Below are 15898 nucleotides of genomic sequence, written 5' to 3' on the forward strand. Positions count from 1 at the left end.
CAGTGCGGTCGATCATCCCAGCCACGTCAGATCGCCGCGAGCGATTATGAGTGCCGGACCGGCGAGAACAGCGTGCCCGTCAGCCCGCCAGGTCACGCGTAGCGTGCCACCGGGCACGTCCACCCGGTACGTCACCTCTCCATCCCGTACGGGATCGGCGCCGTCGGCCGAGGCGCTCGCCAGGGCGGCAGCCACCGCACCCGTGCCGCAGGAGCGGGTCTCCCCCGCTCCGCGCTCGTGCACCCGCATCGCCACGTGCCGCGGGCCGCGTCGGGCGACGAACTCGATGTTGACACCTTCGGGATAGACAGAGGCGTCATATTCGGGCTCCGCCAGCAGCGTCCCTGCCTCATCGAGCTCGCCGACGAACGCGACCGCGTGCGGGTTGCCGACATCGACATGCCGCGCTGTCCGAGCGACCCCCTCGGCCACGACCTTCGACTCGCCCAGCAGACGAGGCGTGCCCATGTCGGCAGCGATCGTCCCGTCGGGCGCGTACGTCACGACCTTGATGCCGTCGCGGGTGGCCACCGGCACCGGGTGGGACGGATCGACGAGTCCAGCGTCGGCGAGGTAATGGGCGAACACCCGCACCCCGTTGCCGCACATCTCCGCGATCGACCCGTCCGCGTTGCGGTAATCCATGAACCACTCTGCGTCGGCATCCGTCGCGCGCACGGCACGCAGCACACCGTCAGCACCGATCCCCCGGCGCCGGTCGCACAGCGCGGCCACGAACGACGCGTCGAGCACACCATGCACCGTCCCGTCCGGGTCGGGCAGGATCACGAAGTCGTTCTCGGTGCCGTGGCCCTTGAGCCACGCGAAGGTCCTCACCCCGCAAGTCTAGGTGCCCCGCCTCTGGCCCCGCGGAACGCCGTCCCTGCACACGCATCCCTGTGGACCGACGCCGCCGCCGGCGCGCGCTGGGGATGACGGAGGGGTCTGACCAAAACAGGCGCACGCTGTACGCGTACGCCGTACGTGACTTTTGGACGGACCCTGCTCCTCTCCCGCCGACCCCAGAGGACGTGACGCCACGATGAATCGCGCCGATATCGTCGACATCGCCAGCCAGATGGTCGCCGAGGGTGGTTGGAAAGCGCTCACTGTCCGCGCTGTCGCGGCGCGCGCCGAGATCGCCGTCGGAACGCTCCGCCACTACTTCGCTACCCAGGCCGAGCTGTTCTCGGCGGTCGGCCGTCGGCTCAACCCTGTCGATTTCGGTCTGGCTGACGTCGACCCCTCGCTCGTCTCGGCCGATGCCAAACTCCTCGCGGTGCTTCGCCAGATCCTCCCGCCGGTGTCGACCGAGCGAGACGCGATCATCGGGTGGTTCTTGACGCACGCCGAGGCTTACGGGCCTCAGGCTTGGGTGGAGATGGAGGACCTGCTCGTGGAGCGGAGCATGTGGCTGCGCGTCGACGTGGAGAAGACGCTGAACGCGATCGAGCGAGAGGGCGGGCGCCGAACGGAGCGCGACGTGAAGCACCAGGCGACGCTGCTGATCGCCGTCATCAGCGGTCTGCGTGCGCTCTTGCTGACCGATGAGGCGGTGTGGGACGACGATGCGGTCCACGTGCTCAAGGACGTCGTGCGAAGTCTCATCGTCGCGTGACGTCGTCGCGATAAGGTGCCCCGGTGCACGACTCCGACGACGCCGTCACGCGTCACGAGCAGAAGGAGCGCACCCGGCAGGCTCTCCTCGACGCCGCGCTCGAGCTCACCGACGAGCACGGATTCGCCGGGGTCAGCCTGCGACAGGTCGCGCGGCGTGCTGGCGTCGTCCCGACCGCGTTCTACCGACACTTCGCCACTATGGAGGAGCTCGGCCTGGCCCTCGTGGACCAGTCGTTCGACACCCTGCGCGGCATGATGCGCCTTGCACGCCAGGACCCCCAGACGTACGCCGACGTGATCACCGCCTCGGCATCGATCATCGTCGAGCAGGTCCAACTGCACCGGTCGCACTTCGCGTTCGTCGCCCGCGAGCGGTTCGGCGGGGTACCGGCGGTCCGCCACCGCATCCGTGACGAGCTGCGCCTGTACGTGAGCGAGCTGGCCATCGACCTGCGGACGTTCCCGCACCTCGACACGTGGAACGACGCGGACGTGCGGACGGCGTCACAGCTGTTCGTCAACATCATGGTGTCGACGGCGGAGCAGATCATCGAGTCGCCGGACCGGCCCGAGGTGCTCGAGCAGATCGAGACCGAGGCGCGCCGTCAGATGCGACTGATCGTCCTGGGGTATGCCGGATGGCGGTCGGAGCCACCGACATGACCGTGACCGTACGCTCCGACGGCACGGGTCACCTCGCGGGGACGCTGCACGTGGACGCACCCGTCCAGGCGGTGTGGGAGTACGTGACGGCATGGGAGCGCCAGAGCGAGTGGATCCCGGCAACCCGGGTCCGTACCGACGGCGACCTGATTGTCGCCCGCACGGGGCTCGGACCGTTCGGCTTCGACGACCCGATGCGCGTGACCTCGTGGGACCCACCACACCGCTGCGACGTCGAGCACCTCGGGCGGGTCGTGTCCGGCACCGGGACATTCGTCTGCAGCCCCGACGCGACGGGCACGGGCACCGACTTCGGATGGTCTGAGGTGGTCCGCGTCCCCGGTGGTCCGTTCGCGCCGCTGCTCTGGCGAGTCGCGACACCACTGCTGCGCCTGTCGTACGCACACGCGCTGGGCCGTCTGCGTCGCCGTCTCGCGCGCGAGGCCCGTTAGCCCCCCACTACCGCGAGCGCCTGGTCAACGAGGTCCGGCGCGTCGTACGGCAGCCAGACGATCCGCGGGTCCTTGCGGAACCACGAGTCCTGCCGCCTCGCGAACTTCCGCGTCCCCCGCACGGTCGCCTCGCGGGCCTCGTCCTCGGTCATCGTGCCGTCGAGAAAGGCGAGCACCTGGGAGTAGCCGAGCGCGCGGCTCGCGGTGCGCCCGCCGGCCAACCCCTCGGCCACGAGCCTGCGCACCTCGTCGACGAGACCGGCTTCCCACATCAGGTCCACGCGCCGGGCGATCCGCTCGTCGAGCACGTCGCGTGGGACGTCGATGCCGAGGAGTCGCACGTCGTCGTAGTACGCGGTGTGGGCCGGCAGCGTTGCGGCGAACGGACGACCGGTGATCTCGACGACCTCCAGCGCACGTACGATCCGGCGACCGTTGGAAACGAGGATGCTGGTCGCGGCGTCGGGGTCGAGCGCGGCGAGCCGCCGGTGCATCTCCTCAGGACCCTGCTCGCGCAGCTCGGCCTCGAGCCGCGCCCGTACGGCCGGGTCTGTGCCGGGAAACTCGAACGCGTCCAGCACGGCGCGGACATACAGCGCGGAGCCGCCGACGAGCACCGGAGTAACACCCCGCCCCCGTACCTCTTCCAACGCGGCACGCGCCCACCGTTGGAACTCAGCGACCGTCGCCGGCTCGGTGACGTCCAGGATGTCGAGGAGGTGGTGCGGGACCCCACCCCGCTCGGCCTCCGCCAGCTTGGCCGTACCGACGTCCATGCCGCGGTAGATCTGGTAGGCGTCGACGTTCACCACCTCGCCCCTGACACGTTGCGCGAGTGCGACGGCGAGGTCGGACTTGCCGGCGGCGGTCGGACCGACCACTGCGACGACGGGAGGGCTCACGGCGACCATTCTGACTGACGTAGATTCGAACACACACATCACACCGCATCCGGCCACGGCAGGAAGAGATCGGCATGAGCAAGTTCGACGAGGCCTTCGAGAAGTTCAAGGACTCCAGCGAGGACCTGGCCCGTGAGATGAAGGAGCGCGCGAGCACGCTCGTCACCGAGAACGGCGACAAGATTGACGACGCGCTCGTGACGGTGCGCGACAAGGCCAAGGAACTGAGCAAGGGCAAGTACGACGACAAGATCGACAAGGCCCACGCCGTCGCGAAGGAGCAGATCCACAAGCTCGACAAGGACCCGGGCGACGGACCAGGGACGGGGACGACCCCACCCTCGCCCACCGGCACCTGACGAGGCGTCGGTCCGCTCGCGGTCAGCGCCTGGTGACGGTGCGGCTCGGCTTCGACACGCGAGCCAGCATCGGCGCAGTACAGCCCCGCGCGTCGCTCACCCGCACGCAGCTGCATCGCACGTCCGTGGCGATCGGCGAGCATCGTGTTGCCCGCCGCGCCGGTGACGGTGCGCTCAGGGAAGTCGACCGCCGTGCGGATCCCAGGTGGGGGTACGGCCGGCGCGGGGGTGGTAGGTGACCCGACGAGCAGGCCCGCGACGATGTTGTCCAGGTCACATCAGACAATGTGGATTGACCGTGCCCCGGGCGCCACCGGACCCTGAGGCATGGGCCAAGCGACAGGCGGGACTGCAGCCGACGGCGGAGCGACCGACGCGTTCGCCGGGCGGATCTTCGCATCCGTTCTCGGCGCGATGGACTGCCTGACAATCGCCCTCGGCGACAGGCTCAACCTGTACGACCTCCTGTCCGAGCACGGTCCGCTCCGCCCCTCGCAACTGGCCTCCCTCGCAGGGATCGATGCACGATACGCCCGCGAATGGCTCGAGCAGCAAGCAGTCGCGGGCCTCATTGCGGTCGCCGCTCCCTCCGACGACGGCGACACCCGCACGTACGGGCTCAGCGCCGCGCAGCGCGAGGTGCTGTGCGACCGGTCGCTCGAGTCATACCTCACTCCCGTCACCCAGATCGTCGCTGCCGCCGGCGCCCGGTTGCCCGAGCTCGTCGACGCCTATCGCAGCGGTGGCGGGGTCGCGTGGCGCGACTACGGCCCGCGCATGCGGCGCGGCCAGGCCGATGCCAACCGTGCGCTGTTCCTCACCTCACTCCCACAGGTGTGGCTGCCGTCGCTGCCAGAGCTCCACGCGCGCCTTACCGACGGCGCGCGTGTCGCGGACATCGGCTGCGGCGACGGCTGGTCCACGATCGGCATCGCCTCCGGCTATCCCGCGAGCACCGTCGACGGCTTCGACCTGGACGCCGACTCAGTCGCGGCCGCGCGAAGGAACGCCGTCGCCCATGACGTCTCCGAACGGGTGGGCTTCCACCACGCTGACGCGGGATCCGTCGATGGGGCGTACGACTACACGCTGGTGACAGCCTTCGAGTGCATCCACGACATGCCAGACCCGGTGTCCGTGCTGGCGAGCATGCACGCGATGGCCGCTCCGGACGGGTGGGTGCTGGTCGTAGACGAGCGAGTGCCCGACGCGTTCAGCGGTCCCGGGGACCCCGTCGAGCAGCTGATGTACGGCTACTCGGTCCTCGTCTGCCTCCCCGACGGGATGTCACACCGCCCAACCCGCGCCACAGGGACGGTGATGCGGCTGGACGTGCTCCGCGGCTACGCCCGCGAGGCAGGCTTCGCCGACGTCGCAGTGCTGGCGATCGAGAACGATATGTTCCGCGTCTACCGGTTAGTGCAAAGTCCCCCACGTGGTGTTCCGGGGCCGCTCGGGCGGTAAGCCCGCCGCCAGCAAGTACGTGATCAAGCGGGGCGGCTCCATACGTCCTTTCGGCTCCAGACGGCGACCCAGTAGGCGACGCCGTACGGCGCCCCGTCATAGCGGAGTCGCGCCGCCCATCCTTCCGCCGCGTCGGCACGCACGGTCGCGGCGAGCGCTCGGAACGCCGGGGCGCCACTCGCCCACAGTGCGTCGGCGAGAGCGGGGTCCAGCGAGGCGAGGGCGTCGAGATCGACGCCGGCCAGCGCCGTACCGATCACCGCGTCGAAGGCGAGTGACCGCACATCCACGTGGCCCGGAGCCGATTCTTCTCGCTTCGCGGTGCCATCGGCGAGGACGAGCAACGCCGTACGGACGTGGCCGCCGAGGTCGATCGCGGTGCCCGTGGTCTCGCGGAAGGTACGCGGAAGCGTGACGCCCGCCGCGGAGAGCAACCACTCCCCCAGCGGCAGCGCGGACCCAGGCCGGACGTCGCTGGCGCCCGTATCGAGGCACTCGTACCCGAACGCCGAGAAGTCCGCGACCACCGAGTCGTATGCCTCCTCCCCAGGCCCGGGCGCCACGACCATGACCCTGTCGGCCACCCCCGCCGCCTCGCGCACGGCCTCGATCGCGGCGGCGCGCAGCGGCTCCAGCTCTCCCGCCGCGCCGGCGGCGATCTCGGGGACGAGCAACGGTGTCTGCGGGACCACGGCGACGGCGACGAGCACGTCACGAGGCTAACGCGACCGCCGGACACGCCGCCTAGAGTGCTGTGCATGAGACACGCGCTCGTCCCCGCCTCGTACGTGATGCTGCTCCGTGGCCCGCTGGGTGAGGAGGAGATCCTGCTGCACCTGCGGCAGAACACCGGCTTCCGCGACGGGTGCTGGGCGATGATCGCCGGCCACGTCGACGCGGACGAGTCCGTACGGACGGCGGCTCAGCGCGAGGCGTACGAGGAGGCCGGTGTCTCGATCGCCCCCGACGCGTTGGAACCGCTGACGACGCTGCACCGGTGGGTCGAGGGCGGCCCCGCGCTCGAGCAGCGGGTCGACTTCTTCTGGATCGCGCGCGCCTGGGACGGAGAGCCCCGCATCGTGGAGCCCGAGAAGGCTGCTGACCAGCGGTGGTTCAGGCTGCGCGACCTCCCCCAGCCCGGGGTCGAGCACGAGATCGTGGTGATCGAGACCTACCTCCGCGGCCCGGTGCCACCGATCCTCACGCTGACGTCGCACGCCGCACGGTGACGCCTAAGATTTGAGCAGATCACCACACTACGTACCCGGGGGACCCATGGGACTGCTCGACAAGTTCAAGGACAACGCCGACGGCCTGAAGGACAAGGCTCAGGACCTGATCAAGGAGCACGGCGACAAGATCGACCAGGGCATCGACAAGGCCGCCGACCTCGCCAGCGACAAGACCGGTGGCAAGCACGACGACAAGATCGACAAGGGCGCCGACGCGCTCAAGGACGGGGTCGACAAGATCGACGGCGACCCGACGACCTGACGGTCAGCAGGCGCAGGCCGGCCCGTCGCTGACAGGCAGCGGAGCCGGCGCGCCGATGCTCGGCATGCCGAGCCCGACACCCACCGCGACGGGTGCGGTGTTGCGGGCCTCCCACGCGTCGCCCGCACGCGTCCGGCGCACCGCGACCGGCGTCCCATCAGCCATCAGGTGGTGGGGCGCCGCCTTCGTGAGGACGACCTCCACGACGTCACCCGGCCGCACCTCGACACTGTCCGGCCTCGAGAAGTGCACGAGCCGGTTGTCGCGCGAGCGTCCGGTGAGACGGTGGGTGGCCTCGTCCTTCTTGCCGCCCTTGCCCGCGCTCGTGTCGGCGACGAGCAGCTCGACGGTCGTCCCGACGAGCGCCTTGTTCTCGTCCCACGCGATCTCGTTGACGAGCGCGACCAGCCGGTCGTACCGCTCCTGCACGACAGCCTTGGGCAGCTGCGCGTCCATGGTCGCGGCTGGCGTGCCGGGGCGCGGTGAGTACTGGAACGTGTACGCGGAGCTGAACCGCGCCTGACGGACGACGTCCAGCGTCTCGAGGAAGTCCTCCTCGGTCTCCCCCGGGAAGCCGACGATGATGTCGGTGGTGATCGCGGCGTCGGGCATCGCGGCGCGCACGCGCTCGATGATGCCGAGGAAGCGGTCCTTGCGGTACGACCGGCGCATCGCCTTCAGCACACGGTCGGACCCGGACTGCAGCGGCATGTGCAGCTGGGGCATGACGTTCGGCGTCTCGGCCATCGCCTCGATGACGTCGTCGGTGAACGCGGCGGGGTGCGGGGAGGTGAAGCGGACCCGCTGCAGGCCCTCGATCTCGCCGCATGCGCGCAGCAGCTTGCCGAACGCGAACCGGTCGCCGAACTCCACCCCGTACGAGTTGACGTTCTGGCCGAGCAGCGTGACCTCGACGACGCCCTCGGCGACGAGCGCCTCGATCTCGGCGAGGATCTCGCCCGGCCGACGGTCCTTCTCTTTGCCGCGCAGGCTCGGGACGATGCAGAAGGTGCACGTGTTGTTGCACCCGACGCTGATCGAGACCCACGCGGCGAACACCGACTCGCGCTTGGTCGGCAGCGTCGACGGAAACACCTCGAGCGACTCGAGGATCTCGACCTGGCTCTCCTCCTGGACCCGCGCGCGGTCGAGCAGCGCCGGCAGGGAGCCGATGTTGTGGGTGCCGAAGACCACGTCCACGTACGGGGCGCGCTTCGTGATGGTGTCGCGGTCCTTCTGGGCGAGGCAGCCGCCGACGGCGATCTGCATGCCCGGGTTCTCGCGCTTGATGCTGGCGATGTGGCCGAGCGTGCCGTACAGGCGGTTGTCGGCGTTCTCACGGACCGCGCACGTGTTGAACACGACGACGTCGGCGGGCTTCTCGGCCCCGCCGACGGGCGGTGCGGCGACATAGCCGGCGTCCTCGAGCAGGCCCGACAGGCGCTCGGAGTCGTGCACGTTCATCTGGCACCCGTAGGTGCGCACCTCATACGTCTTAGGCATAGCCCTCCCAGGGTACGGGGCCCGCCGTGGCTCCCGACACTCTCCTGGCAAGGGGTCACGTTCTGACAACAACCGAGAGGCCTGAGGGACGACGAGTTGGCCGCATCGCAGCGCTCACCGTACCTTTCTCACATGTCGGATGACTCGTACGACTCGGCCGCTGGCGTGCCATCATCCAGCGGATCCACTACCGCCACGGACACCTACATGGTCGCCATGGACGACGTCCAGAAGTGGTTCGGAGACCTCCACGTCCTCAAGGACATCAACCTTCACGTGACTCCTGGCGAGGTCGTGGTGGTGATCGGCCCGTCCGGTTCGGGCAAGTCGACGCTGTGCCGCGCGATCAACCGCCTCGAGCCGATCGACGAGGGAACGATCGCGATCGACGGCTCCGAGCTGCCTGCGGAGGGCCGCATGCTCGCCCAGCTGCGCGCCGACGTCGGCATGGTGTTCCAGTCGTTCAACCTCTTCGCACACAAGACGGTCCTCGAGAACGTGATGCTCGGGCCGGTCAAGGTTCGCAAGAAGTCGAAGGCCGACGCCGAGAAGCGCGCGATGGAGCTCCTGACGCGGGTCGGCGTCGAGTCGCAGGCCAACAAGTACCCTGCCCAGCTCTCAGGTGGGCAGCAGCAGCGCGTCGCGATCGCCCGCGCCCTGGCCATGGACCCGAAGGTCATGCTCTTCGACGAGCCCACCTCCGCCCTTGATCCGGAGATGATCAAGGAAGTCCTCGACACGATGGTCGCGCTGGCCAAGGGTGGCATGACGATGATCGTCGTCACCCACGAGATGGGCTTCGCTCGTACGGCCGCCGACCGCGTCGTCTTCATGGCCGACGGGCAGATCCTCGAGGAGGAGACTCCGCAGGAGTTCTTCGACAACCCGAAGACCGACCGTGCCAAGGACTTCCTCGCGAAGATCCTCAAGCACTGAGCCGGCGGGCCTCGGGGCCTGTGCTCGACTCCGATGCATGACCAGTCCGACACCGCTACGACCAGTTCAGGAAACGTACGACGGGTGCCGCACGGGCGCCGCTAGCAAGGGAGAAGTCATGAAGATCCGTAGGACCAAGATCGCGGTGATCGCCGCCGCAGCAGCGCTCACGCTCGCCGGGTGCGGCGATGCCGGCGACGACGGCGACAGCAGTGACGGCGGCAACGGCGGGTTCACCCCCGAGGTCGCCGAGGACGTGACGTTCGACGACGGCACCCGCATGGCGGAGCTCGCGGACGCCGGCACCGTGAAGATCGGCGTGAAGTACGACCAGCCGGGCATCGGCTTCAAGTCGGCCACGTCGGACACGCCGGTCGGGTTCGACCCCAACATGGGCAAGATCCTCGCCGCCCAGCTCGGCATCCCCGCCGACAAGATCGAGTGGGTCGAGACGATCTCGGACAACCGTGAGCCGTTCCTCCAGAACAGCACGGTCGACTTCGTCATCGCCTCGTACTCGATCACCGACGAGCGTCGCCAGGTCGTCGGCCAGGCAGGCCCGTACTACGTGACCGGCCAGCAGCTGCTCGTCGCGGCCGATGACGACTCGATCAACGGCCCGGACGACCTGTCCGGCAAGAAGGTCTGCTCGGTCACCGGCTCGACCTCGATCAAGACGGTCGAGGAGGAGTACGGCGCGACGCCGGCCGGCTTCGACACGTACTCGGAGTGTGTCGAGCAGCTCAAGACCGGCTCGGTCGACGCCGTGACCACCGATGGTGCGATCCTCGCCGGCTACGCCGCTGAGGATCCCGACGCCCTCAAGGTCGTCGGTGAGCCCTTCTCGGAGGAGCGCTACGGCATCGGCTACAACAAGGACCAGGCCGGCATGTGCGACTTCATCAACACGACGCTCGAGGGCGCGTTCGAGGACGGCGAGTGGGAGGCAGCGTTCGACGACACCCTGGGCAAGGGTGGCATCGACCTGCCGGAGACCCCGACTCTCGATCCCTGCCCGTGATCTCGACGGTGACGGGGTCGGCTCCGGCCGGCCCCGTCACCAGTCCTGTCCAACCCTCGACCTCGTGAGGAGGTGACACGTGGACGCTTTGACCGAGAACTGGGACATCATTCTCGAAGGCTTCCTCAAAACGCTGCAGCTGCTCGTCGGCGCGGGCGCGCTCGCGCTCGTCGTCGGCACCGTCATCGCGATGTTCCGCGTCAGCCCCGTACCGGTGCTGCGCCGTACGGGCGCGGTCTACGTGGCGATCTTCCGCAACAGCCCGCTCCTGGTGCTGCTGCTGATCACCTATTACGGCCTTCCGCAGCTCGGGATCAACCCGAGCTTCTACTGGAAGATCGTCCTCGCGATGGGTCTCTACACGGCCGCGTTCGTCGCTGAGTCGCTACGGTCCGGCATCAACGGCATCCCCCTCGGGCAGGCCGAGGCGTCGCGCTCCCTGGGCTTCACGTTCGGCCAGTCGATGACGCAGGTGGTCCTCCCGCAGGCGTTCCGCAACGTGGTCCCGCCGCTGGCCAGCGTCTTCATCGCCCTCACCAAGAACACCTCGCTCGCGATGTCGTTCGGCATCGCCGAGGCGGCGTTCCGGATGAAGGGCCTCATCAACGACTACGCCGCCGACCGCTGGACGATCTTCATCGGGATCGCCCTTGGCTACATCATCATCGTCGAGGCGATCTCTCTCGGGGCCGCCCTGCTCGAGCGACGCTGGAGGGCAGAGCGATGAGCCAGAGCACCGTCCTTTACGACACCCCGGGCCCCCGCGCGCGGCGCCTGTACCGCATCATCGGCGCCCTCACCGTCATCGGCCTCATCGTGCTCGGCTACGTGGTCGTCAACACGCTCGCCGACAACGGTCAGCTCGAGTACGAGGGGGTCTGGGAGCCCTTCGTCACCCCGGCCTTCCTCGAGATCCTCTGGGGTGGGCTGCTCGACACGTTGAGAGCGGCCGTCTTCGCCATCATCGGTGCCCTGATCTTCGGCGTCATCTTCGGGATCGGGAAGCTGTCGGAGCACCGCTTCGTCCGCTGGCCGTGCTGGCTCATCGTCGAGTTCTTCCGCGCCGTGCCGCTGCTGATCCTCATCGTCTTCCTCTGGTCGCTCTACTCACTCCAGCTCGACCGCTCGTTCCAAGCGCTCGTAATCGGGCTGGTGCTCTACAACGGCTCCGTGCTCGCCGAGGTGTTCCGCGCCGGCATCAACGCCGTCCCCAAGGGGCAGGCGGAGGCCGCGTACGCGCTGGGCATGCGCAAGTACCAGGTGATGGGGTCCATCCTCATGCCGCAGGCCGTCAAGATCATGCTGCCGTCGATCATCAGCCAGTGCATCGTCGCCCTCAAGGACACCTCGCTCGGCTTCGTCATCCTCGCCCCGGGCCTGACCACGGTCGGGCGGCAGATCTGGCGCCAGTTCGGCAACTACCTCGCGACCGCGCTGGTGCTGCTGGTGATCTACCTGGTCATCAACCTGCTGCTCGACTGGCTCGGGCGCTGGGTCGAGCGCCGCTACACCGGCGGCCGCAGGCTCGACGTCAGCGCGGTGGGCGTACTCGGCGAGCAGGAACGGTTGGCGCAGGCCCAGGTCGAGGCTGCGCGTCAGACCGCGACGATGGGCGGCTCCGGCGTCGGCGGCACGACCGGCTGAGTGCCAGTCGAGACCCGCTCAGCGCACGTATACGCTGCCGTCGAAGTTGAGCATGCCTGCCGACTCGAGCCCGATGGTGGTCTCGCTGTTCTCGTCGCCGTCGGCGTGGGTCTCCACGTCGACGGCGGCGATCTCGGCGAGCGGGATCGCGTGCACCGCGGCGGTGCGGATGCCGTTGCCCGAGCGATCGGTGAGCACCCCCTCCTCCAGGAACAGGTAGCCGCCGCGCAGGCCGAGGACCCTGGCGTATGGGTGCAGCTCACGGCTGCCGTCGACGCGGCGTACGGACAGGGTGCTGAAGGCGTTGGTCTCGCTGGTCACGGGCACAGTGTCGCACCCGCGGCCGAGCGCGGGTTCACTTCGACGGCTTCGGTGTGACCCAGAGGTGGATAACGCCCTCGACGACGCGCGTGCCGTCGTCGCGGGTGGCGTAGACGGTCACGTCGACCTCGGGCGCGTTCGCCCAGTCGGCGTCGGTGGTCTCGGCGACGCAGACGAGGTCGCTGGTCGACTTCGCGAGGTACGAGACGTCCATCCCCTTCGGAAGCCACCGGTAGCCCTCGGGCACGGTCGCCTCTGCGAGCAGCCCCATCGCGGCCTCGAGCCCGTTGCACACGGCGATGGCGTGGACGGTGCCGATGTGGTTCTGGACGCCCCAGCGCTTCGGCACGACGAGCTCGGCGCGGTGGGCACGCATCTCGCGCACCCGCGGGCGGACCGTACGGAAGTAGGGCGCCTTCAGCGAGAAGGCGAGACCGAACAGCCGGTCGCCCAGCGGGAGGGACGAGATGCGCGTGTAGAGGGCGAGCGTCTGGTTCATGGTCGGGACACTAGCAGGTTTGTTACTCATCGGTAACTGGTCCAGCGACGTGATCCCTCGAAGCACGGCACACGATCTGGGCGTACTCCTCCCCCGGCATCTGGATCCACTGCCGCTGCGCGAATCCGAGCTTGTCGAGCACCCGCAAGGACGCTGCATTGCGCGCATCCGGGCAGGCGACGAACCACCGTGCATCACGGTGGCCGGGGAGCACGACGTCACGCAGGTACGCCGCGAGCACCTGCGTCCCGAGCCCGCGCCCAACCTCGCGCGGATCTCCGATCAGGTAGTCGAACCCAACGGACCCCGGCAGCTGCACCCGTACGGCCAGGTCGTCGTCGGCGGCGACCGGGTAGTCCTGCAAGGAACCGACCGGCGCACCGTCGACCTCGACCACCCACATCCGGGTCGGATCGTCGCCACTCAAGCGCGCGCCGTACCACTTCCGCGCGTCGGGGACATCAGCCGGCGGGTCGCGGAACCACGCGAGCACGTGCGGCTCGTGCCGCCAGCCGACCAGCAGGCCGAGGTCGCTCTCGTCCATCGGACGGAAGACGATCGAGGGCATGGTCCGAGATTAGTGGCGCGTCTACCCTCGGGACCATGGGACGCACCGCGCTCCTCGTCGCCGGCCTCGTGCTCGCCGGCTGCACGCCCTCGCCGGTCGAGCCTGTCGAGACCCCGCCGGTCGAGCCCACCCCGCCGGTCGAGCGTGTCGAGACCCCGCCGGTCGAGCCCACCCCGCCGGTCGAGCCTGTCGAGACCCCCGAGACCCCCCGCATCCTCGTCACCCACCACCACTCCCCCTTGCGTGTGCTGTCCGCCGACGGCGCTGTACGGCTTCTCGGCTCGGGCTCCCTGTCCGGCCTGCGCCTGCTCACCGACCGCTCCGACGTCCCAGCCGCTCAGCGTCTCGGCGATGCCGCCGCCGTCGTTGCGCGAGTGAGGCGCGACCCGAACCTCATCGGCTACGTGCCTGTGTCGGCGGTCGACGAGACCGTCCGCCCCGTCCGGGTGGGCAGTGTCGACCCGCTGCGCGACCCTGCCGCCTACCCTTTGCGCAGCGAGGTCGCTCCGCCCGATCCGGACATCGTGACGCTCGCGATCACCGGCGACCTCATGCTCGGTCGCAGGGTCGGGGCTCATCTGCGCGAGGCCGGCGGCCCGACGACGGTGTTCCGCCCGTTCCTGAAGCGGCTCGCGGCCGCCGACATCACCGTGGGCAACCTCGAGTCCACGCTGTCGCAGCGCGGCTCACCGACGCAGGGCGGTGACTCGTTCGGCGCGGACCCGAACGTGCGGGGCGCGTTGCGGGCGGCCGGGTTCGACGTGATCGGGCTCGCCAACAACCACGTCGGCGACTTCGGCGCGGCGGCGATGCGCGACACGTTCCGGCTGCTCCGCGAGGGTGGCCTCCCGTACGTCGGTGCGGGCAGGAACCGCGCGGAGGCCGAGCGTCCGCTGGTCGTCGAGCGTGGCGACACGTCGGTGGGTTTCCTCGCGGTCGACTCGATCGGCGAGAGCCCCGCCGCGACGGGGTCGTCTGCGGGGACAAGCCGGCTCGACATGCCGCCTCGTACCGGGCCGATGGACGAGGAACGCCTCGCGCGCCTCGCACGGCAGGTAAGGGCGCTTGCCCGCAAGGTCGACATCGTCATCGTGTTGACGCACTGGGGCACGCAGTACACGAACGTGCCCGAGCCATCCCAGCGCCGCGTCGCTCGCGTGCTCGCGCAGGCCGGCGCGGACGTGGTCGTCGGCGGCCATCCACACTGGCTGCAAGGGCTCGAGCAGGTCGGTGACACGCTTGTCGCACACTCGCTCGGCAACTTCGTGTTCGACATGGACCTCCAGCAGCGCACGCGTGAGGGGGCCGTCCTCGAGCTCGTGCTGTGGGACGGCGTCGTCAAGGGCGCCCAGCTCGTCCCGTACGTGATCGGCGACGACTTCACCCCGCGTCCCGTACGAGGAGGTCGGGCAGAGCGCATCCTCGCCACCGCGTGGGAGACCAGCCGCGGTCCTTACGCACTCCCCTGACTGCCCTCCGCCGGTCGAGTCCGCGGGAGCTCAGCGGAGCCAGCGCCAGGTGATCGAGGCGACGCGGCGCAGCTGCAGGTCGTCAACGGCGTTCGGCCGGTCGCCCTCGGAGTGGTAGCCGGCGTACGGGATGCTCCCGAGCCGTGCAGCGGGGACGTCAGCCTTCTCGTACGACCAGTGGTCGCTCGCACGGTCTTCGCACGTGGTCGTCGGGATGCCGCCTGCGGCGTCGACCAGCGCGCGCACGACGCGGCCGGTGCTCGTGCCGCCGTCGCACACCGGGACGGATCGTCCGCGCACTCCCACGCGGTCGAGCGACACCATCGCCCTTGTGGCGCGGCGCTCGGCCGCCGACATCTGCACAACGCGGTGCTGCGACCCGAAGTGGTGGAGGGCATCGCCAGGTCCGCGCGGCTCCTCCGCTCCGAACGCGACAAACCGCACCGGGAGGCGGGTCCCGTTCTCCATGGCGAGGCGTGCAAGCTCGCGGACGACGGCGACGCCCGACGCGTTGTCCTCAGCGCCTGGCGAGACCGCGACGGTGTCGAGGTGCGCGCCGACGACCAAGTGCGGCCGGGACGGCTCGAAGCCGGGCGGGTCCGCGATGACGTTGAGCGAACGTCCCGCCTCGACCGGTACGCCCCACGAGTCGCCTGCCGGCACGCGGAAGGACTCGTCGGTGATGGTGTAGCCGAGGCCGCTCAGCTCAGCACGGAACCAGTCGGCGGCCTCGTGGAAGGCGGGAGAGGTCGCGAGGCGCGGCCCGATCCGTACGGCGAGGTGGCGGATCGCGGTCCGCATCGAGGCGACGTCGACCGTCGGCGAGGTCTCGACGGGCTCGACCGACGGAGGTGGCGAGGTCTCGACGGACGGGGGCGGCGGTTCGGAGGTCGTCCGAGCGCCGTCGTCCACGCCCCCGCTGCACGCGCTCAGCAGCAGGAGCGCCGCACCTGCGACGACGCTGTGCATGGCCCCATGGTGGC

The 15898-nt window shown here is 69.5% G+C and carries 20 protein-coding genes; 12 read left to right on the forward strand and 8 right to left on the reverse strand.

What is annotated here, in order from left to right; all coding sequences use genetic code 11:
• Positions 1-12: 12 nt before the first annotated feature.
• Positions 13-837, reverse strand: coding sequence for a diaminopimelate epimerase (dapF, locus tag HCT63_RS09010; RefSeq protein ID WP_167003352.1), 825 nt, complete (start codon positions 835-837; stop codon positions 13-15).
• Between the two features lie 205 nt (positions 838-1042).
• Here dapF and HCT63_RS09015 point away from each other — a divergent pair, with 205 nt between their 5' ends.
• The 3 genes from HCT63_RS09015 to HCT63_RS09025 are packed head-to-tail and all read left to right on the forward strand — an operon-like array spanning position 1043 to position 2735.
• Positions 1043-1618, forward strand: a complete 576-nt coding sequence (locus HCT63_RS09015) for a TetR/AcrR family transcriptional regulator (RefSeq protein ID WP_167003355.1) — start codon at positions 1043-1045, stop codon at positions 1616-1618.
• A 23-nt stretch (positions 1619-1641) separates the two neighbouring features.
• Entirely contained in the window at positions 1642-2283 is a 642-nt protein-coding gene (locus HCT63_RS09020; protein WP_167003357.1) for a TetR family transcriptional regulator, read from the forward strand.
• Positions 2280-2735, forward strand: coding sequence for an SRPBCC family protein (locus tag HCT63_RS09025; RefSeq protein WP_167004869.1), 456 nt, complete (start codon positions 2280-2282; stop codon positions 2733-2735). The genes HCT63_RS09020 and HCT63_RS09025 overlap by 4 nt, the downstream gene beginning before the upstream one ends.
• Here the strand turns inward: HCT63_RS09025 and miaA are convergent.
• Positions 2732-3646 carry a tRNA (adenosine(37)-N6)-dimethylallyltransferase MiaA gene (gene miaA, locus HCT63_RS09030; RefSeq protein ID WP_182397092.1) on the reverse strand — a complete coding sequence of 305 codons (915 nt, stop codon included), beginning with the start codon at positions 3644-3646 and terminating at the stop codon, positions 2732-2734. The two genes, HCT63_RS09025 and miaA, sit on opposite strands and share 4 nt — an antisense overlap.
• Positions 3647-3711: 65 nt before the next feature.
• Between miaA and HCT63_RS09035 the strand changes: the two genes are divergently transcribed.
• Positions 3712-3996 (forward strand): antitoxin, encoded by a 285-nt coding sequence (locus tag HCT63_RS09035; RefSeq protein ID WP_167003360.1) that lies wholly within the window; start codon positions 3712-3714, stop codon positions 3994-3996.
• Positions 3997-4323: 327 nt separating this feature from the next.
• Positions 4324-5460, forward strand: a complete 1137-nt coding sequence (locus HCT63_RS09040; protein ID WP_167003362.1) for a methyltransferase domain-containing protein — start codon at positions 4324-4326, stop codon at positions 5458-5460.
• Between the two features lie 23 nt (positions 5461-5483).
• Here the strand turns inward: HCT63_RS09040 and HCT63_RS09045 are convergent, their stop codons facing one another.
• A complete protein-coding gene (locus HCT63_RS09045; RefSeq protein ID WP_167003364.1) occupies positions 5484-6170 on the reverse strand; it encodes a hypothetical protein in 687 nt (228 codons plus the stop codon).
• Between the two features lie 48 nt (positions 6171-6218).
• Between HCT63_RS09045 and HCT63_RS09050 the strand changes: the two genes are divergently transcribed.
• Both HCT63_RS09050 and HCT63_RS09055 read left to right on the forward strand, forming a co-directional pair.
• The gene (locus HCT63_RS09050; protein ID WP_167003366.1) at positions 6219-6689 is read left to right on the forward strand and encodes an NUDIX domain-containing protein; all 471 of its coding nucleotides are present in this window, start codon (positions 6219-6221) and stop codon (positions 6687-6689) included.
• A 46-nt stretch (positions 6690-6735) separates the two neighbouring features.
• On the forward strand, positions 6736-6954 hold the full coding sequence (locus HCT63_RS09055) for an antitoxin (protein WP_167003368.1): 219 nt from the start codon (positions 6736-6738) through the stop codon (positions 6952-6954).
• A gap of 3 nt (positions 6955-6957) precedes the next feature.
• Here the strand turns inward: HCT63_RS09055 and miaB are convergent, their stop codons facing one another.
• Complete coding sequence (gene miaB / locus HCT63_RS09060) at positions 6958-8457, reverse strand: tRNA (N6-isopentenyl adenosine(37)-C2)-methylthiotransferase MiaB (protein WP_167003370.1); 1500 nt, start codon at positions 8455-8457, stop codon at positions 6958-6960.
• Between the two features lie 207 nt (positions 8458-8664).
• On the opposite strand from miaB, the gene HCT63_RS09065 reads away from it, so the two are divergent.
• The 4 genes from HCT63_RS09065 to HCT63_RS09080 all read left to right on the forward strand — a co-directional run bounded on the left by HCT63_RS09065 (position 8665) and on the right by HCT63_RS09080 (position 12058).
• Entirely contained in the window at positions 8665-9393 is a 729-nt protein-coding gene (locus HCT63_RS09065; protein ID WP_167004872.1) for an amino acid ABC transporter ATP-binding protein, read from the forward strand.
• Positions 9394-9511: 118 nt separating this feature from the next.
• Positions 9512-10414, forward strand: coding sequence for a glutamate ABC transporter substrate-binding protein (locus HCT63_RS09070; protein WP_167003372.1), 903 nt, complete (start codon positions 9512-9514; stop codon positions 10412-10414).
• A 79-nt stretch (positions 10415-10493) separates the two neighbouring features.
• Complete coding sequence (locus tag HCT63_RS09075; protein ID WP_167003374.1) at positions 10494-11141, forward strand: amino acid ABC transporter permease; 648 nt, start codon at positions 10494-10496, stop codon at positions 11139-11141.
• Positions 11138-12058 carry an amino acid ABC transporter permease gene (locus tag HCT63_RS09080; RefSeq protein WP_167003376.1) on the forward strand — a complete coding sequence of 307 codons (921 nt, stop codon included), beginning with the start codon at positions 11138-11140 and terminating at the stop codon, positions 12056-12058. The genes HCT63_RS09075 and HCT63_RS09080 overlap by 4 nt, the downstream gene beginning before the upstream one ends.
• An 18-nt stretch (positions 12059-12076) precedes the next feature.
• On the opposite strand, the gene HCT63_RS09085 is transcribed toward HCT63_RS09080, so the two are convergent.
• The 3 genes from HCT63_RS09085 to HCT63_RS09095 are packed head-to-tail and all read right to left on the reverse strand — an operon-like array spanning position 12077 to position 13446.
• Entirely contained in the window at positions 12077-12379 is a 303-nt protein-coding gene (locus HCT63_RS09085) for a hypothetical protein (protein ID WP_167003378.1), read from the reverse strand.
• Positions 12380-12413: 34 nt separating this feature from the next.
• A complete protein-coding gene (locus HCT63_RS09090; protein WP_167003379.1) occupies positions 12414-12878 on the reverse strand; it encodes a hotdog fold domain-containing protein in 465 nt (154 codons plus the stop codon).
• A gap of 22 nt (positions 12879-12900) precedes the next feature.
• Positions 12901-13446, reverse strand: coding sequence for a GNAT family N-acetyltransferase (locus HCT63_RS09095; RefSeq protein ID WP_167003381.1), 546 nt, complete (start codon positions 13444-13446; stop codon positions 12901-12903).
• A gap of 35 nt (positions 13447-13481) precedes the next feature.
• On the opposite strand from HCT63_RS09095, the gene HCT63_RS09105 reads away from it, so the two are divergent.
• On the forward strand, positions 13482-14915 hold the full coding sequence (locus tag HCT63_RS09105) for a CapA family protein (protein ID WP_208322350.1): 1434 nt from the start codon (positions 13482-13484) through the stop codon (positions 14913-14915).
• 30 nt (positions 14916-14945) lie between these two features.
• Here HCT63_RS09105 and HCT63_RS09110 read toward each other — a convergent pair whose 3' ends face one another.
• On the reverse strand, positions 14946-15884 hold the full coding sequence (locus HCT63_RS09110; RefSeq protein ID WP_167003385.1) for a M28 family peptidase: 939 nt from the start codon (positions 15882-15884) through the stop codon (positions 14946-14948).
• Between the last annotated feature and the right edge of the window lie 14 nt (positions 15885-15898).

Origin of the sequence: Mumia sp. ZJ430, from assembly GCF_011751845.1 — a bacterium.
GTDB lineage: Bacteria > Actinomycetota > Actinomycetes > Propionibacteriales > Nocardioidaceae > Mumia.

What these genes read in the sequence shown, in the direction of transcription:
- HCT63_RS09015 (WP_167003355.1), top strand. Translation starts at nt 1,043, where the DNA reads ATGAATCGCGCCGATATCGTCGACATCGCCAGCCAGATGGTCGCCGAG.
- HCT63_RS09025 (WP_167004869.1), top strand. Translation starts at nt 2,280, where the DNA reads ATGACCGTGACCGTACGCTCCGACGGCACGGGTCACCTCGCGGGGACG.
- miaA (WP_182397092.1), bottom strand. Translation starts at nt 3,646, where the DNA reads ATGGTCGCCGTGAGCCCTCCCGTCGTCGCAGTGGTCGGTCCGACCGCC.
- HCT63_RS09035 (WP_167003360.1), top strand. Translation starts at nt 3,712, where the DNA reads ATGAGCAAGTTCGACGAGGCCTTCGAGAAGTTCAAGGACTCCAGCGAG.
- HCT63_RS09040 (WP_167003362.1), top strand. Translation starts at nt 4,324, where the DNA reads ATGGGCCAAGCGACAGGCGGGACTGCAGCCGACGGCGGAGCGACCGAC.
- HCT63_RS09050 (WP_167003366.1), top strand. Translation starts at nt 6,219, where the DNA reads ATGAGACACGCGCTCGTCCCCGCCTCGTACGTGATGCTGCTCCGTGGC.
- HCT63_RS09055 (WP_167003368.1), top strand. Translation starts at nt 6,736, where the DNA reads ATGGGACTGCTCGACAAGTTCAAGGACAACGCCGACGGCCTGAAGGAC.
- miaB (WP_167003370.1), bottom strand. Translation starts at nt 8,457, where the DNA reads ATGCCTAAGACGTATGAGGTGCGCACCTACGGGTGCCAGATGAACGTG.
- HCT63_RS09065 (WP_167004872.1), top strand. Translation starts at nt 8,665, where the DNA reads ATGGTCGCCATGGACGACGTCCAGAAGTGGTTCGGAGACCTCCACGTC.
- HCT63_RS09070 (WP_167003372.1), top strand. Translation starts at nt 9,512, where the DNA reads ATGAAGATCCGTAGGACCAAGATCGCGGTGATCGCCGCCGCAGCAGCG.
- HCT63_RS09080 (WP_167003376.1), top strand. Translation starts at nt 11,138, where the DNA reads ATGAGCCAGAGCACCGTCCTTTACGACACCCCGGGCCCCCGCGCGCGG.
- HCT63_RS09090 (WP_167003379.1), bottom strand. Translation starts at nt 12,878, where the DNA reads ATGAACCAGACGCTCGCCCTCTACACGCGCATCTCGTCCCTCCCGCTG.
- HCT63_RS09095 (WP_167003381.1), bottom strand. Translation starts at nt 13,446, where the DNA reads ATGCCCTCGATCGTCTTCCGTCCGATGGACGAGAGCGACCTCGGCCTG.
- HCT63_RS09105 (WP_208322350.1), top strand. Translation starts at nt 13,482, where the DNA reads ATGGGACGCACCGCGCTCCTCGTCGCCGGCCTCGTGCTCGCCGGCTGC.
- HCT63_RS09110 (WP_167003385.1), bottom strand. Translation starts at nt 15,884, where the DNA reads ATGCACAGCGTCGTCGCAGGTGCGGCGCTCCTGCTGCTGAGCGCGTGC.